The sequence below is a fragment of the Methylobacterium soli genome (assembly GCF_008806385.1).
GTDB classification, from domain to species: domain Bacteria; phylum Pseudomonadota; class Alphaproteobacteria; order Rhizobiales; family Beijerinckiaceae; genus Methylobacterium; species Methylobacterium soli.
The window spans coordinates 54,831-76,043 of sequence record NZ_VZZK01000016.1 but is presented as its reverse complement, the minus strand read 5'-3'; the positions used below and the strand labels follow the sequence as shown (position 1 = coordinate 76,043).

Annotated in this window: 20 protein-coding genes; 11 read left to right on the top strand and 9 right to left on the bottom strand. The window is 70.2% G+C overall.

What is annotated here, in order from left to right:
* Positions 1-484: 484 nt before the first annotated feature.
* Positions 485-2,809: a P-loop ATPase, Sll1717 family gene (locus F6X53_RS16310; protein WP_151001266.1), complete on the bottom strand. Its 2,325-nt coding sequence runs from the start codon at positions 2,807-2,809 to the stop codon at positions 485-487.
* 350 nt (positions 2,810-3,159) lie between these two features.
* Here F6X53_RS16310 and F6X53_RS16305 point away from each other — a divergent pair, with 350 nt between their 5' ends.
* Together F6X53_RS16305 and F6X53_RS16300 are read left to right on the top strand one after the other, a co-directional pair.
* The gene (locus tag F6X53_RS16305) at positions 3,160-4,137 is read left to right on the top strand and encodes a PAS domain-containing protein (protein WP_151001265.1); all 978 of its coding nucleotides are present in this window, start codon (positions 3,160-3,162) and stop codon (positions 4,135-4,137) included.
* Between the two features lie 80 nt (positions 4,138-4,217).
* Complete coding sequence (locus F6X53_RS16300; RefSeq protein ID WP_151001264.1) at positions 4,218-4,973, top strand: amino acid ABC transporter ATP-binding protein; 756 nt, start codon at positions 4,218-4,220, stop codon at positions 4,971-4,973.
* Positions 4,974-5,006: 33 nt separating this feature from the next.
* On the opposite strand, the gene F6X53_RS16295 is transcribed toward F6X53_RS16300, so the two are convergent.
* Positions 5,007-5,204: a ribosome modulation factor gene (locus F6X53_RS16295; protein WP_151001263.1), complete on the bottom strand. Its 198-nt coding sequence runs from the start codon at positions 5,202-5,204 to the stop codon at positions 5,007-5,009.
* A 95-nt stretch (positions 5,205-5,299) separates the two neighbouring features.
* Here F6X53_RS16295 and F6X53_RS16290 point away from each other — a divergent pair, with 95 nt between their 5' ends.
* The 6 genes from F6X53_RS16290 to F6X53_RS16265 all read left to right on the top strand — a co-directional run bounded on the left by F6X53_RS16290 (position 5,300) and on the right by F6X53_RS16265 (position 10,980).
* On the top strand, positions 5,300-5,695 hold the full coding sequence (locus F6X53_RS16290; RefSeq protein ID WP_151001262.1) for a hypothetical protein: 396 nt from the start codon (positions 5,300-5,302) through the stop codon (positions 5,693-5,695).
* Between the two features lie 143 nt (positions 5,696-5,838).
* Positions 5,839-6,831: an EamA family transporter RarD gene (gene rarD, locus F6X53_RS16285; RefSeq protein ID WP_151001261.1), complete on the top strand. Its 993-nt coding sequence runs from the start codon at positions 5,839-5,841 to the stop codon at positions 6,829-6,831.
* An 88-nt stretch (positions 6,832-6,919) separates the two neighbouring features.
* On the top strand, positions 6,920-9,331 hold the full coding sequence (locus F6X53_RS16280) for a hybrid sensor histidine kinase/response regulator (protein WP_238296180.1): 2,412 nt from the start codon (positions 6,920-6,922) through the stop codon (positions 9,329-9,331).
* A complete protein-coding gene (locus F6X53_RS16275; protein ID WP_151001260.1) occupies positions 9,328-10,245 on the top strand; it encodes an EamA family transporter in 918 nt (305 codons plus the stop codon). The genes F6X53_RS16280 and F6X53_RS16275 overlap by 4 nt, the downstream gene beginning before the upstream one ends.
* A gap of 209 nt (positions 10,246-10,454) precedes the next feature.
* The gene (locus tag F6X53_RS16270) at positions 10,455-10,661 is read left to right on the top strand and encodes a hypothetical protein (protein WP_151001259.1); all 207 of its coding nucleotides are present in this window, start codon (positions 10,455-10,457) and stop codon (positions 10,659-10,661) included.
* A gap of 10 nt (positions 10,662-10,671) precedes the next feature.
* A complete protein-coding gene (locus tag F6X53_RS16265; protein ID WP_151001258.1) occupies positions 10,672-10,980 on the top strand; it encodes a hypothetical protein in 309 nt (102 codons plus the stop codon).
* A 6-nt stretch (positions 10,981-10,986) separates the two neighbouring features.
* On the opposite strand, the gene F6X53_RS16260 is transcribed toward F6X53_RS16265, so the two are convergent.
* Complete coding sequence (locus F6X53_RS16260; protein ID WP_151001257.1) at positions 10,987-12,024, bottom strand: P1 family peptidase; 1,038 nt, start codon at positions 12,022-12,024, stop codon at positions 10,987-10,989.
* A gap of 378 nt (positions 12,025-12,402) precedes the next feature.
* Between F6X53_RS16260 and F6X53_RS16255 the strand changes: the two genes are divergently transcribed.
* Complete coding sequence (locus F6X53_RS16255; RefSeq protein WP_151001256.1) at positions 12,403-14,043, top strand: helicase HerA domain-containing protein; 1,641 nt, start codon at positions 12,403-12,405, stop codon at positions 14,041-14,043.
* Between the two features lie 16 nt (positions 14,044-14,059).
* Here F6X53_RS16255 and cysC read toward each other — a convergent pair whose 3' ends face one another.
* From cysC to F6X53_RS16225, 6 genes are all read right to left on the bottom strand, one after another.
* Entirely contained in the window at positions 14,060-14,641 is a 582-nt protein-coding gene (cysC, locus tag F6X53_RS16250) for an adenylyl-sulfate kinase (protein ID WP_280526036.1), read from the bottom strand.
* 299 nt (positions 14,642-14,940) lie between these two features.
* Positions 14,941-15,357 (bottom strand): acyl-CoA thioesterase, encoded by a 417-nt coding sequence (locus F6X53_RS16245; protein ID WP_151001254.1) that lies wholly within the window; start codon positions 15,355-15,357, stop codon positions 14,941-14,943.
* Between the two features lie 51 nt (positions 15,358-15,408).
* Positions 15,409-15,603, bottom strand: a complete 195-nt coding sequence (locus tag F6X53_RS16240) for a hypothetical protein (RefSeq protein WP_151001253.1) — start codon at positions 15,601-15,603, stop codon at positions 15,409-15,411.
* 165 nt (positions 15,604-15,768) lie between these two features.
* Positions 15,769-16,056: a hypothetical protein gene (locus tag F6X53_RS16235; RefSeq protein WP_151001252.1), complete on the bottom strand. Its 288-nt coding sequence runs from the start codon at positions 16,054-16,056 to the stop codon at positions 15,769-15,771.
* Between the two features lie 130 nt (positions 16,057-16,186).
* The gene (locus F6X53_RS16230) at positions 16,187-16,372 is read right to left on the bottom strand and encodes a YegP family protein (RefSeq protein WP_151001251.1); all 186 of its coding nucleotides are present in this window, start codon (positions 16,370-16,372) and stop codon (positions 16,187-16,189) included.
* A 171-nt stretch (positions 16,373-16,543) separates the two neighbouring features.
* Entirely contained in the window at positions 16,544-18,067 is a 1,524-nt protein-coding gene (locus F6X53_RS16225; protein WP_151001250.1) for a DEAD/DEAH box helicase, read from the bottom strand.
* A 482-nt stretch (positions 18,068-18,549) separates the two neighbouring features.
* On the opposite strand from F6X53_RS16225, the gene F6X53_RS16220 reads away from it, so the two are divergent.
* Together F6X53_RS16220 and F6X53_RS16215 are read left to right on the top strand one after the other, a co-directional pair.
* Positions 18,550-19,980, top strand: a complete 1,431-nt coding sequence (locus F6X53_RS16220; protein ID WP_151001249.1) for a lipopolysaccharide biosynthesis protein — start codon at positions 18,550-18,552, stop codon at positions 19,978-19,980.
* Positions 19,977-21,200, top strand: coding sequence for a GNAT family N-acetyltransferase (locus F6X53_RS16215; protein ID WP_151001248.1), 1,224 nt, complete (start codon positions 19,977-19,979; stop codon positions 21,198-21,200). Before F6X53_RS16220 ends, F6X53_RS16215 begins: the two co-directional genes overlap by 4 nt.
* Positions 21,201-21,213 lie beyond the last annotated feature (13 nt).

Sequence of the window (21,213 nt, the reverse complement as noted above, 5' to 3'; positions counted from 1 at the left end):
ACCCTAGTGTCTCAGAACGCAAAAGTCGAGTCATAAAAGACATTTCGGCCCTTCGCTTGGGTGTCTCGAACGAGTGACTCGTATGAGTTTACCCATGTGACACACCATCACGGTGCACCCTGATGGTTCGAGGGATGGCCGGAAGGCGGATCGTAGCGTCACGAGGAGAACACCAAAGCCTAAGGTCTTGCGTGGTTTCAGCGCAGCGGCTTAACCTTCAAGCGCGTTGAGTACACATATCGAACAAACCAATCCCTTAGATGCCTAGGCTCACGCGGCCGTACGGATCGCATTTTTGGACTTTCCGTCTCGGCTCATACGCGGTATCAGGGATCGTTCGATTCGTGTGCAAAGCCCGCGAGTCGTAGGAAACCGCGAGCTTCGAGAGGCTGTCATGTAACGTGAAATTTGCGGCCACGCGTCGTGAGTTTAGGATGTATAATCCTTCCAATATGCAGCCGGGTCGCTTAACGCGACCCTTTTTTTATTCCAGCGCAACTTGCAACGCGGGATTTGTGACATACAGAATTTCGCCCGATATTGTTCTTATTTCGGCTTCCAGTCTCTTCATGTTGTAGTCAAAATCGTAGATATACCGCTCAGAGTTGGTCCGGTTTATGATGCCCAACACTCCGTACCAAAGCATAAGCTTGAACGCTTGATCTTTGCTATCTTCCTCTTTGACAAAATTTGATAAACGATCAAAGATTTCCTCTTTCGCAAGCAACTTGGGTGCTCCGACTAAGGCATACAATAGGTCCTCTGGGAGCTTTGAGACATCGCGAATTTCAAAACCGAAATCGTCGATTAGGTAGTTAGAATGTTGTCTCACCGCGTCTATGCAGTCCGACTCGTCCACTACACTGTGACCACGGTTGATAGCATTGGCGACAGCATTTTCGATGATGTTTATCAGGAATCTTGGACGCATCAGGCTATGCTCGACAAAATAGTCGAATGAGTCTTTGCCACTTATTTTCTCGATGAAGAACCGCTGCCAGAGTTCCTCAAATTTTGCGTCAACGTTGCGCGTTGAGTCCTGCAGCCGCTTCAATATAACTTGGCGTAATTTTACTCGATCAGTCCAATCGATACGTATCTGAGCTGCCTTGCCGCGATCCGGAGTTTCATCCATCAGAAGCTCATAAATGTCGTTCCTGAGGAACACTACCGAGAGAAATTCCCTGTCTTGAGTATCCAAATCTCTGCGCACTTTATCGAGGGTTTCTATCAGCAAGCGGACAAGCCGCACGTCCAGCTTGTCGACTCCGTTGGTCGGCCAGCCCTTATCTATATTGTCAAATAAAAATACTACTTGCGATCGCTTGTCGGTGTACTTTACAACAACATTCTTAAGTGAGGATATCCCATTCCGAAACACAATGTTAGTAAGACTGTCCGATGTAATCTTTTTGGATTGAGATTTTGCCCTTTCAATTTCTTGTAAGACATACGAAGCGAGCTTATTGATTCTCGACGAAAAATCTCCGGTCTCTGAGATATCAAAAATATCCAAGCTTTCGCTGATTTCCCTAAGTCCAGCATACGCGTTACCGTCAAATTTGGACTTGCGTTGCAGGCTGCGCCTAAGGGTCAAAGCAATTTCTGAAAGAACAACAAAGTACCAGAAGGCCGCAAGGGTATGGTCTAAAACTCCGGCGTCGATCACCGACGCAAGCTCGCGCCGAAAGAGGCTCAATTGATGCGACTCGGGCTTGAGGTCTACGACCACTGTATGTTTTGAATCTCGGAAATCGTCCCGCACCATGAAGAAAATGGCGGACTTGCCAGAACCTTTGCGGCCCGCCACAACGTTAACTTCACCACGTCTAGTTCGTACGAACTCTGATGTTTCTACAAAGTAATTTTGCAGTGTGCGGAATTCATTTTCAGCTGCGGACGACCCTAGTGTGAGTTTTTGTAGTGAGCTTCTTGATCTTTTTGGTGTCTTAGGCCGAATGGAATGGCTGTCTATAACGGCAGCCTTGGCGAAATCTCCCACTCTATCGAAAATATCCTTCTCGTTCTGACCGATCTCGATCATATCCCTGTAATCTGCGGGGCCGCTTTGACCGTGTTTGTGCATCCGAATTATGAGGGTGCTTCTGTTTAGTCCGTGACTTAGCCCTGCCAGCAATGCTGCGCGCAGGTTATGTCGATCAGCGTCGCCAACATGGGGTGCAAGGTAGGGAACGATGACGCCGGCTGATGATGTAATTTCCGAAATCATCGTTATTGTCGAAAATCTTGGTATCTCAACGGGGTCGAAGCTTCTGTAAAATACTTTTGCCCCCTTTATGCCGGAAACAATAGAGCTTATAAAGTCGGTTTTATGCAATGCGTCTAGAAGAAATAGTGGCTGATTAAAATTTATGGGCTTGCCGTACAAATCGATCAGTGAATTTGAAGGAAGATCGCCGAGTAATTTGAAAAGCTGGTCGGCATTTTCGTAGGTTTTGTACCCAATATTGTCAAAAATACCGTCACGCTGTGGGTCTACCGTTGCATTCGCGAATGATTTATTTACTACTGGCGCGACGGCTTTGCCCTCACCGATTGCAAAGCCGACCTCATAGTAAACATTTAGGTTTGGGACTGTTACGTCGGCAACTACAACATCAGACTCTCTGATGCTTTCTCTTACCTCATCTGGCACATTTGCGCCAAATACGCTCATATTGGGCCAAATCTTCAATGAAAGCTTGGAGCCGGATTGGGAAGCCAGTTTCGATGCCCCGGAGATCGTGTTGACGAGGTCGGCCGGCTCAGCTGGATAGGCATAAAATGCTTTCTTGAACCGCTCAGCCATGTTTCCCCTACCACGTTCGGTTGTGCTCGGAATCGTACACAAGCTAGAGTCGACCGGCTAGTTGTGAAGTCCGGTGTTTCTATCGACGGGGCCCCTACGACCATCACCCAACGCCCTCGATCAGCCTTCGAAGCGTCATACAGGACGGTCACTTAGGCCCGATCCAACCATCCGATTTCCAGCGCACTTCCAGCACACTGAGCGTCCGAAAATCGTCCATTTGGCATCTTTTCGGCATTGATTCTACGGTCGAATACGGTAATGGAGAGCGGTGCTAAAACCCTGATAAAGTGATGGTTTTCGGATTGTAGAGCGAACGGCTAGACCGAGCAGCCCGCGAGTTCCTGCGGATGATCGAGGCGCAGGGCCTGACCGGGACCTGGAGCTGGGTGCTGGCCACCGGCGAGCAGACCTGGTCGCCCGGCCTCTACGACATCCTCGGCATCGCGCCGGGCGCGGTGCGGCCCGATTACGCGCTCCTGCGCGAGCTCGCCCATCCGGACGACCGGGCGAGCCTGGTCGAGCCCGCCGAGATCCTGCGCACGGGCGTGCTCGGCGAGCGCGTTGTCCGGATCGTCCGGCGGGACGGCACGATGCGCGCGCTCGCGATCCGCGGCGAGGTGTTCCACGCCCCCGACGGCCGCCCCATGGGGCTGGTCGGGGTGGTGCTCGACGTCACCGACCGCGAGCGCCTGGGCCGGGCGCAGAGGCTCAAGCAGCGCCGCCGCAGGGCCCTCGCCCGGCAGGCCCGGATCTTCACCTTCACCGAGCGGGTCGTGCCCTTCGTCGAGTACGGGCCCGAGTTCCTGGAGATGACCGGGCTGCGGCGCGAGGAGATCTGCGAGAACTGGGTCGTCCCGGCCGTCCCCGAGGAATGGCCGCATTGGCGCGAGCAGATCCCGCAGCTCTACGCGGCGGGCAAGCCCTTCACCGTCACCCCGACCCTGCGGCTCGCCGGCGGCGAGCGCGTGCCGTTCCGCATGACCCTGGTTCCGTCCCGCGACGCCGCGGGCCTCATCGAGAGCTGGACCATGGTGATGGTGCCGGCCGACACGGTCGCGCCCCGGCCCGAGCCGGATCTCGGGGCCGGGCTGGAGCAGGGCATCCAGGGCCGCCACCTGCGCGCGGCCCGCGCGCTCCTCGACTGGTCGATGACCGACCTCGCCCGCGCCAGCGGCCTGTCCTTCTCGACGGTCAGGCGCCTCGAGGAGAACGCGGACGGCCCTGCCGCCCGCTCCCGCCAGACCGCCATCGCCACCCTGCGGGCGGCCGGGATCAGCTTCTCGCTGATCGAGGGCAACGCCATCGCGCTGACCCGGGCGGATTGAGGCGCGGGCGAGGGATGCGGGGCTTGGCGCGGCTTGGCGCGGCTTGCGCCCGGGGCCGAAACCGCCATTGTCTGGCGCCCATGGCCTTGCCCGAGACCGCCGATCCTCCCGATGCCCCGGCCCGGCCCCCCGCGGTGGAGCTGCGCGGCGTCAATGCCTGGTTCGGGTCCCAGCACGTCCTGCGCGCGATCGACCTCGCGGTGGCGCCGGCCGAGCGGATCGTGATCTGCGGCCCCTCGGGCTCCGGCAAGTCGACCCTGATCCGCTGCATCAACGGCCTCGTGCCGCATCAGGCGGGCACGATCCGGGTCGGGGGGCGGGCCCCGGGCGCGGCCGGGCCCCGGATCGGCATGGTGTTCCAGGCCTTCAACCTGTTCCCTCACCTCACCGTTCTGGAGAACTGCACCCTCGCGCCGATCCATGTCGGGCGGATGGAGCGGCGGGCGGCCGAGGATCTTGCCCGCCGCCATCTCGAGCGGGTGCGCATCCTCGGGCAGGCCGGCAAGCACCCGGCGCAGCTCTCCGGCGGCCAGCAGCAGCGGGTGGCGATCGCGCGGGCGCTCTGCATGAGCCCGGAGGTCATGCTCTTCGACGAGCCGACCTCCGCCCTCGACCCCGAGATGGTGCAGGAGGTGCTCGACACCCTGGTGGGGCTCGCGGAGGGCGGCATGACCATGCTGTGCGTCACCCACGAGATGGGCTTCGCCCGGCAGGTCGCCGACCGGGTCGTGTTCATGGACGAGGGCCAGATCCTCGAGGACGCCCCGCCGCGGGAATTCTTCGCGTCGCCGCGCCATCCCCGGGCCCGCAGCTTCCTCGGCCGGATCCCGGGGTGAAGGGGAGGGGGCCCGCCTTGGGCCCCCGCGGCCTCAGGGGCGCTTGATCTCGCCGCCCTCGTCGGCCTCCGGGCTCGACGCCTCCTCGTAGGCCTGCATCCAGGCGGCGTGGTCCTGCGAGCCCTCGGCATAGGGGCATTGGCTGCGCGGCTTGCCGTAGAGGCGGGCGTTGCGGCCCTGGATGAAGGGGCTGTCGCTTGCCGTGGCTTCGTGGTCGGTGGTGCGGTTCATCGGATTTCCGTTCAATCGTGGCCGGGAGTGTCCCTTCGTTAACGGCCGCGTGCCTATCCTGGTGCCCTGTTCGCGTATCCGGGATGAGTTCGCCCTTGCGTATCCTGCGTCTCCTCGCCGTGGGCGCCGTCGTGGCCGCCAGCACCGGCATCGTCGGCTTCACCTGCGCCGACCGGCTCGCGCACCTGCAGCCGGCCCCGCGCCTCGCCCACGCCCTCCCGCCGGAACCCTCCGCCACCGGCTCGATCCTGCCCGAGCCGGGGCCCGGCGAGGGCAAGCCGGGCGCCATCCTGCCCGGCGGAGCCGCGCCCGGCGCAATCCGCCCGAGCGGGACCCGGGCGGGCGAGGCCCGGCCCGGCACCCGGGCGGCCGAGCCGAAGGTCGCGGCCCTCGCGCCGAAGCCCGCCGCGCCCAAGATCCCGAACGGCTTCGACACCGAGCGCCTGAACGCCCTGATGCGCGGCGACCCGATCGCCCCGGTCCGGCGCTGAGGCGGTCCCCGCGCCGCGCACAGGGCAGGCCCGGCGCCGGAGGCCCTGACGGCGCCCGCCATCGGCCGCTATGAAGCCTGCCCCCGCCGGACCCGGCGGGCGTGCCCCCGCCGCACCCGGCGGGCGGGGAGGGAGCTCGGGAAGTGGGCCTCGTCTACGCGCTCGGTGCCTATTTGAGCTGGGGCCTCGTGGTCCCGGTGCATTTCCGGCTGCTCGGCCATCTCAGCCCCGGCCTGATCCTGGCCGAGCGCATCGTCTGGTCGAGCCTGTTCGCCCTCGCCCTGGTAGCCCTGTGGCGCGCCCGCCTGCGCAGCCCGTTTCCCCTGCGGGCCCGGCACGGATGGCTCGCGGCCTCCGCCGCCCTCATCGGGGTGAACTGGCTGCTCTACCTCACCGCGGTGAATAGCGGCCACCTGCTCGACGCGAGCCTCGGCTACTACATCAACCCCCTCGTCAGCGTCGCCCTCGGGGCCGCGGTGCTCGGCGAGCGCCTGCGCCCGGTGCAGATCGCCGCCGTGGTGATCGCGGCGTCGGGCGTGATCGTGGCGGTCGCCATGGCCGGGACCCTGCCCTGGCTGGCCCTGGCGCTGGCGGCCAGCTTCTCCCTCTACGGGCTGATCCGGAAGGTCGTCGGCGTCGATCCGGTGGTCGGGTTCCTGGCCGAGACCCTGCTGCTCGCCCCCTTCGCGCTCGCCTACTGGGCCTGGACCCCGGAGACGACCCCGCGCGACGGCCAGACCCTCGGGCTCCTGGCCCTGACCGGGGTGACGACGGCGCTGCCGCTGATCTGGTTCGCGGCCGCCGCCGAGCGGATGAAGCTCGCCACCCTCGGCCTGCTGCAATACCTCGCGCCGACCGGCCTGCTCGGGCTCAGCGTGCTGGCCTATGGCGAGCAGGTGGCGCCCCACCAGGTGCCCCTGTTCGGCCTGATCTGGCTGGCGCTCGCCCTCTACGCCCTCGACACGTGGCGGGCCGCCCGGCAGGCATCGCGGCAAGCATCGCGGCAAGCATCGCGGCAAGCATCGCGGCAAGCATCGCGGCAAGCATCGCGGCAAGCATCCGGGCAGTCATCCGGGCAGTCATCCCGGCTTGCCGCCCACGATTGCGGCGCCCGGCCGGGACCGCCCGCGCGCTGAATTCCGGCGGCCGGGCTGATCCGAACCGGCTCCCGAAACTTATATGGAAGGCGCGCCCGCGGGCGGCGGGCCGGGAGCCGATGGACGCATGAGCCGAGACGACGCGATGCCGGACCCTGACATCGGAGACGCCGATTACCGCAATCTCGCGGAGGCGCTGCCGCAGCTCGCCTGGATGGCGCGGGCCGACGGCACCATCGTCTGGTACAACCGGCGCTGGTACGACTACACCGGCTCGAATTTCGACGAGATGCAGGATTGGGGCTGGCGCAAGGTCCACCACCCCGACCATGTCGAGGCGGTGACGGAGCGCTTCCGGGCCGCGATCGCGGCGGGCGAATCCTGGGAGGACACCTTTCCGCTGCGCGGGCGCGACGGGCAATACCGCTGGTTCCTGTCCCAGGCCCTGCCCCACCGGGACGCGCGGGGCCGGATCCTGCGCTGGTACGGCACCAACACCGACGTCACCGAGGCCCGCGCCGCCGAGGCGGCCCTGCGTCAGTCCGAGGAGCGCTTCCGGGCGCTGGTCGAAGCCTCGGCGGCGGTGATCTGGAACACCAGCGCGGAGGGCGAGCTGCTGCCGCCGCAGCCCCGCTGGAGCCTCTATACGGGCCAGAGCGACGAGGCCTACCAGGGCTGGGGCTGGGTCGACGCCGTCCATCCCGACGACCGGGCCCACGCCGCCGAGGTCTGGGCGGAATGCCTCAAGACCCGCACGCCCTATCAGGTCGAGTACCGCCTGCGCCGCGCCGACGGGGTCTGGCGCGACACCGAGGTGCGCGGCGTGCCGGTGCTCGCGGCGGACGGAGCGATCCGCGAATGGGTCGGCCTCAACGTCGACATCACCGCGCGCAAGGAGGCGGAGGCCGAGGTCGAGCGGGCGCGGGCGGCGGCGGAGGCGGCCAACCTCGCCAAGAGCCAGTTCATCGCCAATATGAGCCACGAGCTGCGCACGCCGCTCTCGGCGGTGATCGGCTACGCCGAGATGCTCGGTGAGGAGCTGGAGGATCTCGGCCAGTCCACCCTGCTGCCGGACCTGCGCAAGATCGAGACGGCGGCGCGCCACCTCCTCAGCCTGATCAACGACGTCCTGGACATCTCGAAGATCGAGGCCGGGCGCATGACCGTCTCGGGCGAGACCTTCGCGGTCGCGTCCCTCGTCGAGGACGTGGAGGCGGCCACCGAAGCCCTCGTCGCCAAGAAGCACAACCGTTTCGCGGCCGATCTCGGACCCGATCTCGGCGAGATGCACCAGGACCAGACCAAGATCCGCCAGTGCCTGCTGAACCTCATCGGCAACGCCGCGAAATTCACCGAGGAGGGCCGCATCACCCTGTCGGTGCGCCGCCACCGGGAGGAGGGGGCCGACTGGCTGAGCTTCTCCGTCGCCGATACGGGGATCGGGCTCACCGAGGAGCAGATCGGGCGCCTGTTCGAGCGCTTCGCCCAGGCCGACGAATCGACCACCCGCCAGTTCGGCGGCACCGGCCTCGGCCTCGCCATCACCCGCGCCTTCTGCCGCAAGATGGGCGGCGACATCGCGGTGGAGAGCCGGCACGGCGCCGGCTCGACCTTCACGATCCGCCTGCCCGCCGAGCTCAGCCCCGAGGACGAGGCGGTGGCCGAGGCCGAGGGCGCCATCGAGGCGCCGGTGATCCCCGAGCACGAGGAGCACGACGCGGTGCTCCTCGTCGACGACGACCCGGCCGCCCGCGAGATCCTGCAGCGCTTCCTCGAGCGCGAGGGGTTCCGGGTCCGCACCGCCAATGACGGGCGCGCCGGCCTGACCCTCGCCCGCGCCCTGAAGCCCCGCGCCATCCTGCTCGACGTCGAGATGCCGCGCATGGACGGCTGGGCGGTGCTGCACGCCGTGCGCAGCGATCCCGAGCTCGCCGGCATCCCCGTCATCATGACCTCGGTGGTGGCCGAGCAGGGCCTCGGCCAGGCGCTCGGCGCCACCGATTACCTCGTCAAGCCGATCGCGTGGGGCCGCCTCAAGAGCCTGATGGACCGCTACCGGCCCGAGGGCGTCGAGGGCCGCGTGCTCGTGGTCGACGACGACCGGGACGCCCGCGAGCGCCTGCGCCGGACGCTGACCCGCGACGGCTGGACCGTGGACGAGGCCGAGAACGGCGCCGCCGCCCTCACGCGCCTCGACGCGGGCTTCCCGAGCCTGATCCTCCTCGACCTGATGATGCCGGAGATGGACGGGTTCGGCTTCCTGCGGGCCCTGCGGGCCCGGCCCGACGGCGGCGACGTGCCCGTGGTGGTGCTCACCGCCAAGGAGATCACCGAGGCCGAGAAGGCGAGCCTCGCCACCCAGGCCGACCGGGTCATTCTCAAGGGCTCCCTCAGCCTGGCGGAGATCGGGCGGCAATTGCGCACCCTCTACGCCCGCGAGCCCGACAGCCCGGTGCCCAGCGGCATGCAGGGGCTGATCGACCGGCTCGCCGCCAAGGACGGGCCGGGGACGGGCGACGGGAGCGGTTCGGCGCGGTGAGCCGGCCGGACGTTCCCAGCCGGCCGGGCAGCGTCCCGCTGCTGCTGCTCGTCGGCGCCCTCGTGGCCGGCATCGTCTGCCTCTGCGTCGGCACGGCCTTCGCCAAGCACCTGTTCCCGGCCATCGGGGCGGCGGGCACCACCGCCTACCGGGTCGGCTTCGCGGCGCTGCTGCTCTGCGCGTTCTGGCGGCCCTGGCGCTGGCCCCTGTCCGGGCGCGATGCCGGGACGCTCGCGCTCTACGGGGCCGTGCTCGGGGCCATGAACCTCCTGTTCTACCTGTCGCTGCGCACGATCCCGCTCGGCATCGCGGTCGCGATCGAGTTCACCGGGCCCCTCGCGGTGGCGCTCCTCGCCTCGCGCCGGCTCGCGGATGTCCTCTGGATCGGCCTCGCCGCCCTCGGGCTCGCCCTGCTGCTCCTGCCCAGGCGGCTGGCCGCCCCGGCCGCGCTGCAGCCGCTGGATCCGGTCGGGCTCGCCTGCGTCCTCGGCGCCGCCCTGTGCTGGGCCCTCTACATCGTGTTCGGGCAGCGGGCCGGGCGGCTGCACGGAGGGCAGGCGGTCTCCCTCGGCATGGCGGTGGCGGCCCTCGTGGTGCTGCCCGTCGGCGTGGCGCAGGCCGGCGCCGCCCTGTTCGACCTCCGCCTGATGGGCCTCGGCCTCATGGTCGCGATCCTGTCGAGCGCGCTGCCCTACAGCCTCGAGATGGTCGCCCTGAAGCGCCTGCCGCGCCAGACCTTCGGGGTGCTGCTCAGCCTCGAGCCGGCCATCGCCGCGCTCGCCGCGCTGGCGATCCTGGGCGAGCGCCTGAGCCTGCCCGAGGGGCTCGCCATCGCCTGCATCGTGGCGGCCTCGGCGGGCAGCACGCTGAGCGCGGCCCGGGCCCGCCGGGCGCCCGCCGCCCCCGCGGCCTGAGCGGCCCCTCTGCCCGGGCGCCCCTCCCCTGCGACGACGCGGGCCCTTGGGGAGACCGGAATTCTGCCGCACCTTGGCGGCGTCCCCTTGCGGGTCTCTCTTGCGGGTCTCTCTTGCCGGTTTCTCTTGCCGGTCTCTTTTGCCGGCTCCCTCGCCGGCTCCCGCGCGCCCGCTCGGGTGCTCGCCCGCATCGGAGCCAGGGAGGTTCCATGAATGCCATCCTCGTCGTCGCGCTCGTCTGCGCCTCCACGGTCCAGGCCCCCGATTGCTCCCGCGAAACGGCGCTCGACGTGATCACCGGGCCGGCCCATACCCTTCAGGAATGCCTGATCCAGGGGCCTGTGCTGGCCGCCAATGCGGGCCATGCGGGCGGCGAGGGCAGCTACGTCAAGACCCGCTGCGAGCCGCGGCGCTGAGGGAGCGAGCATGAGCGATCGGGATGAGGGCGGCCCGGAGGTGAGCCCCGACCGGGCCGTGATGATCCGCCTGCGCGCCCGCCTGGCGGTGGTGGAGCGGGCGGCCTGGTTCGGCTTCGTCCAGGCCCTGCGCACGCAGCCCGCCGAGACCGAGGCCTACATCGCCGCCGAGCGGGCGCGCTGCGCGGACGGCTTCGCCGGGCCGCGATGGGCCCGGGACCTCACCGAGGCCGAGCGCGCGATGCTCGGCGCCGAGGTCGATGCCGGCCTCGCACAGCTCCTGCAGGACGGTCGCGAGGCGATCGACGGGGCGGGCTGAGGCGCCTCAGGCGTCTTTCCCGAACAGGTCCGCCCAGGCCGGCGGCAGGCCGAGGAACGACGGGGCGGCCCCCGCGGGAATCGTCGCCAGGCCGGGCAGGGCGGATGCGGCGTGGACGCCCCGGGCGACCGCGCGGGCGAGCACCTGCGCCGCCGCGTCCCCGAGGCGGGCGAGGTCGATGACCGGATCGGCCAGGGGGCGGCGGCCCGTCGCCGCCGCGAACACCACGTCGCCGTCGAGGGGCGTGTGCACCGGGTGGATCGCCCGGGCGAGCCCGTCCTGCGCCGCCACCGCGAGGCGGCGCGCCTGCGCCTTCGTCAGCACCGCGTCGGTCGCCACCACGGCGAGGGTGGTCGAGGCGCCCGGCATCGCGCGGGCCGGGAAGGCGAGGGCGGCGGGCGGCACCTGCCCGGGCCAGCCGAGCCCGCCGAACTCGGCCTCCCGCTCGAAGGGGGCTGCCCAGAAATGCGGCCCCTCCCCGATCGTGACCCGCCCGAAGGCGTTGACGGCGACGAGGGCCCCGACCGACAGGCCGGTGCCCGCGACCGCCGCCGAGGCGGTGCCGAGGCCGCCCTTGAGGTTCGCCGTGCGGGCGCCGGTCCCTGCCCCGACGGAGCCGATCGCGAAATCCGCCGCCGCCGCGGCGGCGGCCGCGTAGCCGAGCTCGCGATAGGGCGGGTAGCGGCCCCAATCCTTGTCGCCGCCGTTGAGGAGATCGAACAGAATCGCGCCCGGCACGATCGGCACCCGCATGCCGCCGATGGGGAAGCCGCGCCCGTTCTCGGCGAGCCACGCCACCACGCCGGCCGCCGCGTCGAGTCCGAAGGCCGAGCCCCCGGACAGGATCAGCGCGTCGATGCCCGCCACCGTGCGCTCGGGGTCGAGGAGGTCGGTCTCGCGGGTGCCCGGCCCCCCGCCCCGCACGTCGACGGCCGCCGTGACCGGCGCGTCGAACAGGATCGCGGTGGTGCCGCTCGCGACCCGCGCGTCGCCCGCGTGGCCGACGCGGATGCCCGGGATGTCGGTGAGGCTGTTGCGGCGCATGGTGACGGCTCCGGGGGCGGGTTTCTTCGCACGGGGCCGCCCGAATGGCCACGGCGACACCGCGAGACAGGAGGACACCGCAAGGCCAAGAGGACACCGCGAAGCCAAGCCCGCCAAGGGGGCAGGGGAGGGCCGGACGGGCAGGGGGTGGACGGCATCGTTCCTAGGCTTATGACCCTAAGCCAATTTACCTAGGCTCTCGGACCTAGGCACGAAGACCCAGGCTGGCAGGCCCTGCGACCCCATCCCTGTGGATGCGCCGGGCCGGGGCGGAAACGGCGCCTGCCCCCGCGTGTTAGGGTCCGGCGCCCCGCGGGGATCCGCCGGATCCCCGCGGGGCATTGGATTTTCGGCACACGGCCTGCAACCGGAGCGGTGATGGCGTTCGGCATCGAGATGGGTCTGAGCATGGGCGCGGCGGGGCAGAATGCCCCTGAGCCGGCGCGGCTCGACCTCGAGGAACTCCTCGCCACCCGCCTGCTGGTCCAGGGCAATTCGGGCTCGGGCAAGTCGCACCTGCTGCGCCGGCTCCTCGAGCAGAGCGCGGGCCAGGTTCAGCAGGTGGTGGTCGACCCCGAGGGCGATTTCGTCACCCTGTCGGAGGCCTATGGCCACGTGGTGGTCGACGGCGCCCACCCGGAGGCCGATCTCCAGGCCATCGCCGCGCGGGTGCGGGCGCACCGGGTCTCGGTGGTGCTCAACCTCGAGAGCCTCGACATGGAGGCGCAGATGCGCGCCGCCGCCGCCTTCCTGGGTGGCCTGTTCGAGGCCGAGCGGGCGCATTGGTACCCGGTCCTCGTCGTGGTCGACGAGGCGCAGATCTTCGCCCCCGCCGCCGCCGGCGACGTCTCGGACGAGGCCCGCAAGGTCGCCCTCGGGGCCATGACCAACCTGATGTGCCGCGGGCGCAAGCGCGGTCTCGCCGGCGTCATCGCCACGCAGCGCCTGGCCAAGCTCGCCAAGAACGTGGCGGCCGAGGCCACCAACTTCCTGATGGGCCGCACCTTCCTGGACATCGACATGGCGCGCGCCGCCGATCTCCTGGGCCTCGACCGGCGCGGCGCCGAGCGCTTCCGCGACCTCGCCCGCGGCGAGTTCGTGGCCCTCGGGCCGGCTTTGAGCCGGCGTCCGCTCGCCCTGCGCATCGGCCCGGTCGCGACCTCGGCCCGCTCCGGCTCGCCCAAGCTCATCCCCCTGCCGGAACCGAGCGAGGCGGATCTGCGCGCCCTGATCCTGACGCCCTCGCCCGAGGAGGCGCTGCTGCCGCCCCGCGCGCCCAGCGCGCGGGCGGCGGCCCAGCCCCGCGTGAGCCCGGCCGACCTGATGCGCGAGCTGAGCGCCTACCGGCCCGAGCCCGTCGAGGCGCCCCCGGCGCTCGGCGCGGCCGAGAACCGCGCGGGCTGCGAGGCGGTGCTGCGCGGCCTCATCGGCGACCCGGATGCGGGGGGGCAGTCCGTCGCGGTGGTCTACCAGGATTTCCTGGTGCGCTGCCGGATGCGGGGGCTCGACGGGGAGGCGATCGGGCTGCCGGCCTTCCGCCGGGCGCTCAGCGTCGCGCGGGCCGGCATCGACGAGGCGGCCCTGACGGCGGCGGCCGATTCGGAGGCGGACGGGCGCTGGGCGCAGGCGCAGGAGGCGGCCGCCGCGATGCCCGAGGAGGTGCAGGGGCTCTACCTGCTGCTCGCCCGCGCGGCGCTCGCGGACGAGCCCTGCCCCGGGGACGCCGCGCTGGCGCGGGCCATCGGCAGCCGCTCGCCGGGCCGGGCCCGGCGTCTCCTCGGCTATGTCGAGAGCCGCGGCGCCATCGTGTGCCGCAACGATTTTCGCGGCAACCGCATCGTGGCCCTGCCGGCGCTCGCCTGCGAGACCGCGCCGGGGGATCCCAAGGCCGCCGCCGCCGACATCAAGGCCGCCGCCGATCTCAGGGTCGCTGCCGGTGACCTCGGCACCGCGCCGTCCACCCCCGAGCCGGCGCAGGCGCCTCGGGCCGAGGCCTGGAATCTGTTCGCCGCCGAGTGAGCGGCGGCGTGCCGCCTCACGCCGGGGCGCTGAGGCCCAGCAGCGCGGGGATCAGCGCCCTGGCCGAATCCGCCACGCTGCAACCATGAGTGGTAATCGTCAGGTCCGGTGCCTCCGGCGCCTCGTAGGGTGCCGAGATGCCGGTGAAATCCGGGATCTTGCCCGCCCGCGCCCGGTCGTAGAGCCCCTTCGGGTCGCGCGCCTCGCAGATCGCGAGCGGCGTGTCGATGAAGATCTCCAGGAACGGGATGTCGCCCGCGATCAGGCGGGCCGCCGCGCGCTCGGCCCGGAAGGGCGAGATCAGCGACACGATGGTGATCAGCCCCGTCTCGGCCATCAGCCGGGCGGTCTCGGCGGCGCGGCGGATGTTCTCGGCCCGGTCGCGGGGGCTGAAGCCGAGATCCCGGTTGAGGCCCAGGCGCAGGTTGTCCCCGTCGAGCACCATGGTGTGGCGCCCCTGCGCGGTCAGCGCCCGGTCCACCGCGTTGGCGATGCTCGACTTGCCGGCCCCCGACAGGCCCGTGAACCACGCGATGGCGGGCCGCTGGCCGAGGCAGGCCCAGCGATTCTCGCGCGGCTGCAAGGTGTGCCAAGTCAGGTTGGAGCCCGGCGCCGCCTCGGTCTCCTGACTCGGTTGCCAGTCTTCGTGAAGCGGCCGAAGGATCTCACGCCGATTGTTTCCGGCTTGTATCCACGGTCTTTCTTCGGCGCGCGCAGCGGAAGCTTTGCTCGAACCAAAAGCTTGCAATCGACGACACTCCGGTGCGAAGATTCAACCCTCGTCGACCGGTGTTGTAGGCGAGTTTTTCAGGAAATGAAACCACTGCGTGTGGCGTGTGGCGTGTGGCGTGTGGCGTGTGGCACGCGGGCCGCGACCCGCGATATGGCCCCGGCGGCTCATCCCGGGCTGGCGCGCGCGTCCTGCGGGATCGGGCGGGGGCGGCCCTCGTCGTCGATCGCCACGAAGGTCAGGGTCGCCTCCGTCACCTTCTCGCGCATCTGCGTGCAGAAGCGGCGGGCCCAGGCCTCCACGTCGATCTTCATCGAGGTGCGCCCGACGCTCGCCACCCGGGTGTAGACGCAGAGCACGTCGCCGACCCGCACCGGGCGGATGAAGGTCATGGCGTCGAGGGCCACGGTGACGACCCGTCCCTGCGCCCGGTCGACCCCCGCGATGCCGCCGGCCTGGTCCATCTGCGAGAGCACCCACCCGCCGAAGATGTCGCCGTTGGCGTTGGTGTCGGCCGGCATCGCGATGGTGCGCACCGTCAGATCGCCCCGCGGCTCGGCCGCCACCGTTCTCCCCTCGTTCATCCGGACCGTCCCTCCGAGGCGCCTTGCGCGCGAATACCGGCCTGGCGCCGATCAGGGCATCAGCCCGGCAAGTTTCAGGCCTGCCGCGGCGAAGACCGCGACCGCGCAGACGATGCATTCGAGCGGGATCGATGGCCAGAGCCCGGCTGGGCCGGATCCGGTCCGCGCGGCCCGCCGAGGGGGCGCGAAGGAATCGAGGATGGGGGCCTTCGGGGGGGCGGTGGCCCGGGTCGCGACGTCGTCCATGGCGTGTCCTCCGGAGCGGCCCGATCTGTCGCGGGCCGTCTCGCGCGAAGCCCAGGATATCAGGAAATCCGGGCCTTGGAAAAACGCCGGGGCGACCGCGCATGAAAAAGCCCGGCGGCTCGGGGGAGCCGCCGGGCGAGGTCCGCGGGGAGCGCGGAGGACCGATCAGTAGTAGAACCGGCGCGGGCCGTAGAAGCGGCGCGGGCCGTAATACGGGCGGCCGTAGAAGCGGCGCGGACCGTAGAAGCGGCGTCCGTAATACGGGCGGCCGTAGAAGCGGCGCGGGCCGTAGAAGCGACGGCCGTAATAGTACTGCGTCTTCTCGGCGAGCGCCGGGGCCGCCTCGCTCTGGAGGGCGAGGGCCGGCCCGACGGGGGCCGCGGAGGCGCCTTGCGGGCTTGCGGCAGCGAAACCGAGGGCCAGCAGGGCGGCCAGGACGAACTTCCTCAGCACGTTCACAACTCCTTGGTGTGTCGGTGGACGTTTTCGGGCGAAGGGTTTCAGATCCGAGACCCGGCTGCATCAAACGCGCGAACCGCCCAAAGCGTTTCGCGGAGACGGAGGGCGCGCGGCGCGAGGGGCGTCAGGCGATCCGGGTCGTCATGTCGACGGTCGGGGCCGCGCCGCTCTGCTTCACGAGGCTGATCCCGTGCTCGCAATCCTCGCGCCGGGCATAGCCCTCGGCCGAATCCGCGATGACGTTGCCGTTCTGCACCCGCAGGCGCCAGCGCCATTCCCCACCCGCATCGCGATAGAGTTCGAAGCGCATGCCGCCGCCTCCCCTTGCCGTCTCCGGGGGTGAGATGGCGCGCGCGGGCGGCTTGGCAATATGGCGGGCGGAAATCCCGGGGCCGTGATGCCGCGCCCCGGCTCCCGAACGCGAAGCGCCGCCCCGGAGGTCCGGGGCGGCGCGGATCGTGATCGGAGCTTGCGTTGCGACTCAGGAGCGCGGGGAGCGCTCGAGCCAGCCGATGGCCCGGCCCTCGCCGCCGCCGCTGCGCGGACGGTTGCCGGGGCGCTGCGTCGGACGGCCCTCGGAGCCGCGGTCCGGCCGGGCGTTCTGCTCGGGGCGGCCGCTGGCGGGACGCGTGTCGCGGCGCTCGCCGCGCCCATCCTGCGGGCGACCTTCCTGCGGGCGCCCGCCGGGACGGCCCTCCTGCGGGCGGCCACCGCGGCCGGCCTCGCCGGGACGCCCGCCCCCGAAGGGACGGCCCTGGCGCTGGCCGCCGGGGCGCTGCCCCTGCGGACGCTGGCCGGGACGCTGCCCGCGCGGGCCCGGACGGCGCTCCTCGCTGTCGGCGATCTCGGCGGCTTCCTGGCGGCTCGGGGGCGTGAAATCCGCCGGGAACGGGGCCACCGGCACCTTCTGGCGGGTCAGGCGCTCGATGTCGCGCAGATAGGCCTTCTCCTCGTCGTTGCAGAACGAGATGGCGAGGCCGTTCGCCCCGGCGCGCGCGGTGCGGCCGATGCGGTGGACGTAGCTCTCCGGCACGTTGGGCAGGTCGAAATTGACGACGTGGCTCACCGCCTCGACGTCGATGCCCCGGGCCGCGATGTCGGTGGCCACCAGCACCCGGCAGGACCCGTCCTTGAAGGCCGCGAGCGCGCGCTCGCGCTGGGGCTGCGACTTGTTGCCGTGGATGGCGGAGGCCGCGGTGCCGCTCTTCTCGAGGCCGCGCACGACCCGGTCGGCGCCGTGCTTGGTACGGGTGAAGACGAGCACGCGCTCGATCTTCGGATCGCGCAGGATGTGGCCGAGCAGGGCCTGCTTGGCCCCCGTATGGGCGAAGATGACCTGCTGCTCCACGCGCTCGGCGGTGGTGGCGACGGGGGTCACGGCGACCTGGACGGGATTGCGCAGGTACTGGTCGGCCAATCCGGCGATGTTCTTCGGCATGGTGGCCGAGAAGAACAGGCTCTGGCGCTGCTGCGGCAGCATCTTCACGATGCGCTTGAGCGCGTGGATGAAGCCGAGGTCGAGCATCTGGTCGGCCTCGTCGAGGACCAGGATCTCGACGCCCTCGAGCGTCAGGGAGCGGCGGTCGACGAGGTCGATCAGCCGGCCCGGCGTGGCGACCAGGATGTCGACGCCCGGCGCCAGCGCCCGCTCCTGGCGGCCGATGGTGACGCCGCCGAACACCACCGTGTTGGTGAGCGGGAGATGGCGGCCGTAATCCGAGAAGCTCTCGGCGATCTGGTTGGCGAGCTCGCGCGTCGGCGAGAGCACCAGCACCCGGCAGCCGCGGCGCGGGGCGCGGCGGTTCTCGAGGCTGAGGCGGTGCAGGATCGGCAGCGCGAAGGCGGCCGTCTTGCCGGTTCCGGTCTGGGCGATGCCGCAGAGGTCGCGGCCCTCCATGGCGGGGGGAATCGCCTGCGCCTGGATCGGCGTGGGATTCTGGTAGCCGGCCTCCGCAAGCGCCCTCAGCACGGGCTGGGCGAGGCCGAAATCAGTGAATTGGGTCAAGTCTGGTCTTTCAGAGCAGCGGATCTCGGGCCGTGCGCCGGGCGCAGTGCGGGCAGATTCGATCCGTTGGCAGGTGGCCGCCCGCGTGATGGGGCAGCCCAGGTGCATGCACGTTTGAAGAGAGGGGCCGGACCGTTCGAGCCGCCGATGCGCGGGCTCGCCCCATCCGTCACGCAGCCCTCTCAAGCGGTTCCGCTAAACGGCCGCTGACGCTGCAACCGCGATATGCGGCTTCGCAGCTGCGAAGTCAATGCGTGGCCGCACGGCACGACCCGTGCGGATGCAGGGCCGCCATGCAATCGAGGCCGGATCTCCACGCCATCATGGCACATTCGCGTTCCGCCATGGGGCAATCCGCCCCCGCAGGAGAGCGCGGCCGTGCTACAGCCCGATCCGCCACGGCCGGTCGGGCCGCGGCATCCGCGCGCGACGCCGCGCCTCATGGCCGCCCGTCGGCGCAGGACGCATTCCCGGGCTCGAGGATGATCGCGCGTCACACCTTTCTGTATGTCGGCGCGCGCGGCCTCGCCGCCGCCCTCAACATGGCCTCGGTCGCGGTCTTCACCCGGCTCGCGCCGGTGGAGACCTACGGCGCCTACCTGTTCGTGCTGTCCTGGGTGCTGGTGCTCTACGGCGCGACCTGCCAATGGCCGAAATTCTCGTTCTTCGCCCTCTACGACGAGGCGCGCGCGCCCGCGCAGGTGGCCACCGTCGCGCGCCTCCTCGCCGCCATGCTGGTCGTGGCCGGGATGGTCGCGGGGCTCGCCGCCCTCCTGGGGCTGACGAGCCCCCGCACCGCTGCCGTCCTGGTCGCGGCCGTCCTGGGCATGACCCTGTTCGAGGCCGCGAGCGAGATCGCCCGGGCGCGCCTCGCGGCCGGGGCCGTCGCCCTCGCGATCGTCGCCCGCGCGGTGCTGGTCCTCGGACTCGGCAGCCTCGTGCTCGCGGCGACGGGCGATCCGGTCGACCTCGTCCTCGCGGTGGCCTGCGCCAACCTGCTCGCGGCCCTGCCGGCCCTGCGGACGATCCTGCCGGTCCTGCGCGGCGGGGCGAGCCGCGCCGAGGCCCGGCGGCTCGTGGCCTATGGCTGGCCGCTGATCCTGTCCTTCGGCATCGCTGCGCTCGCCCAGACCAGCGACCGCCTGATCATCGGCCGGATGGTCGGCGCGGAGGAGCTCGGCGCCTACGGGGCCATCGCGGATTTCCTGCGCCAGAGCTTCGTCATGTTCGGCGAGAGCGTCGCCCTCTCGCTCATCTCCATCGCCAAGCGGGATGCGCGGGCGGGCGGCATGGCGGCGGCCGTCCCGGTCCTGCGGGATGCGGCCCGGGCCCTGACCCTGGTCGCCGCCTTCGGGGCGGTCTTCGTCCTCAGCTTCGACGACCTCATCGTGGCGATCCTGCTCGGGCCCGGCTACCGGGCCCAGGCCGTGACCCTGGCGCCGGTGCTGCTCGCCGCCAGCATCATCCTGATGTTCCGCTCCTATTATTTCGGGCAGGTGATCTACTTCACCCGCACGAGCCATCTCGACGCGTTCGCCTCGCTGGTCCTCCTCGTCGCGGTGGCGGGGCTCTCGTTCCTGCTGATCCCCCGCATGGGGGTGATGGGGGCGGCCCTCGCCTTCGTGGCGGGCCAGGGGCTGGCCTGCCTCGTCTTCGTCCTGGGCGCGCGCCTCGCCCCCGCCCGCGACCGGGTGCGCATGCCGGTGCCCGTCCTGGACGTCCTCGGCATCGCGCTCGCGGCCGCCGCCTGCGGGGCGCTCCTCTACGGGATCGGCCTGATGCCCGGCGGCCACGCGGCCCCGGGGCAGGCCGCCCGGCTCGCCGTGCTGGCGGCGGGCTTCCTCGCCGCCGCGTGGCACTTCAACATCGTCGGCGTCGCCGATCTCCTGCGCCGGCGGCGCGCGGCCCGATGAGCGCGCCCCCCGAGCATCCGACGCGCAGCCTCGGGAACGACCTCGTGGCGGCCCTGCGCCCCCTCGATCCGGCCGCGCCCTACCGGGCGGCCTGGGCGGCGCTCGGGCGGGCCGCCTTCGCGGCGAACCCCTTCTACGAGGCGGATTACGCCCTCGCGGCGGCCCCGGCCTTCGGAGCCGGCGTGCGGCTCCTCCTCGTGGCCGACCGGCCCCCGGAAGAGGCGGGCGCCCGGATCCTCGCCCTGTGGCCGTTCCTGCGCGCGCGGGCCCGCTGGGGCCTGCCGCTGGGCGTCCTGATGGGCTGGACCCACGGCTTCAGCGCCCTCGGGGTGCCGCTGCTGGCGGGCGACGCGCCGGAGCGGGCGCTCGCCGGCCTCCTGGCCGCCCCGAAGGCGCTCGGCCTTCCGCCGCGCCTGCTGATGTCCACCCTGCCGCGGGAGGGGCCCTTCGCCGACCTCCTGGCCGGGCAGGCCGCCCGGGCCGGCCTGCGGCGGGCGGCGTATTGGCCCTACGCGCGCGGGGTCCTCGACCTCGGCGCCTGCGCGCCCGCGGCGCGGGCCGCCTATCTCGACCACATGCCCGGCAAGCGGCGGCGCAAGCTGCGCCAGCTCCTCACCCGCCTGGAGGCGGAGGGGCCCGTCACCCTGGAGACCGCCCGCGCCCCCGCGGCGCTCGCCGCGGCGCTGGAGGATTACATCGCCCTCGAGGGGGCGGGCTGGAAGGGCCGGGCCGGCACCGCCGTCGCCGATCGCCCGGCCGAGATCGCCTTCCTGCGGGACATGGTCGGGGCGCTCGGCGCCGAGGGCCGGATCCGCATCGACCGCCTGCGCCGCGGCTCGCGCACCCTCGCGGCCGCGATCCTGCCGATCACCGGGGAGGGGCCGACCGGCCGCGAGGCCTGGTGGCTCAAGATCGCCCATGACGAGGCGGAGGCGCGCAATTCCCCCGGCGTGCAGCTCGTCCACCGGCTGACGCAGGCGGTCCTGGCCGATCCGAGCCTCGCGCGGGTGGATTCCTGCGCGGGCGCCGATTACCGGCTCGCCGAGATGTTCTGGACCGGGCGCCGCCGCCTCGCGCACACGCTGATCGAGGGGGAGGGCGGCGATCCCCTGTTTCCCCTCGCGGCGGCCCTGGAGCGGGCGCGGGAGCGGGTCGCGCGGATCAGGGCCGCGCGCCGCGGGGGCGCGCGGCTCGACGCGCATCCTGGAGACGCGGCCTGACGCCCCGGTCGCC

Excerpts from the sequence above, each read along its gene's own strand:
- F6X53_RS16295 (WP_151001263.1), bottom strand. The coding sequence starts at position 5,204 with ATGAACCGCACCACCGACCACGAAGCCACGGCAAGCGACAGCCCCTTC.
- F6X53_RS16255 (WP_151001256.1), top strand. The coding sequence starts at position 12,403 with ATGGCGTTCGGCATCGAGATGGGTCTGAGCATGGGCGCGGCGGGGCAG.
- F6X53_RS16245 (WP_151001254.1), bottom strand. The coding sequence starts at position 15,357 with ATGAACGAGGGGAGAACGGTGGCGGCCGAGCCGCGGGGCGATCTGACG.
- F6X53_RS16310 (WP_151001266.1), bottom strand. The coding sequence starts at position 2,809 with ATGGCTGAGCGGTTCAAGAAAGCATTTTATGCCTATCCAGCTGAGCCG.
- F6X53_RS16270 (WP_151001259.1), top strand. The coding sequence starts at position 10,455 with ATGAATGCCATCCTCGTCGTCGCGCTCGTCTGCGCCTCCACGGTCCAG.
- F6X53_RS16220 (WP_151001249.1), top strand. The coding sequence starts at position 18,550 with ATGATCGCGCGTCACACCTTTCTGTATGTCGGCGCGCGCGGCCTCGCC.
- F6X53_RS16215 (WP_151001248.1), top strand. The coding sequence starts at position 19,977 with ATGAGCGCGCCCCCCGAGCATCCGACGCGCAGCCTCGGGAACGACCTC.
- F6X53_RS16240 (WP_151001253.1), bottom strand. The coding sequence starts at position 15,603 with ATGGACGACGTCGCGACCCGGGCCACCGCCCCCCCGAAGGCCCCCATC.
- F6X53_RS16280 (WP_238296180.1), top strand. The coding sequence starts at position 6,920 with ATGAGCCGAGACGACGCGATGCCGGACCCTGACATCGGAGACGCCGAT.
- F6X53_RS16300 (WP_151001264.1), top strand. The coding sequence starts at position 4,218 with ATGGCCTTGCCCGAGACCGCCGATCCTCCCGATGCCCCGGCCCGGCCC.
- F6X53_RS16265 (WP_151001258.1), top strand. The coding sequence starts at position 10,672 with ATGAGCGATCGGGATGAGGGCGGCCCGGAGGTGAGCCCCGACCGGGCC.
- F6X53_RS16260 (WP_151001257.1), bottom strand. The coding sequence starts at position 12,024 with ATGCGCCGCAACAGCCTCACCGACATCCCGGGCATCCGCGTCGGCCAC.
- F6X53_RS16305 (WP_151001265.1), top strand. The coding sequence starts at position 3,160 with ATGATCGAGGCGCAGGGCCTGACCGGGACCTGGAGCTGGGTGCTGGCC.
- F6X53_RS16230 (WP_151001251.1), bottom strand. The coding sequence starts at position 16,372 with ATGCGCTTCGAACTCTATCGCGATGCGGGTGGGGAATGGCGCTGGCGC.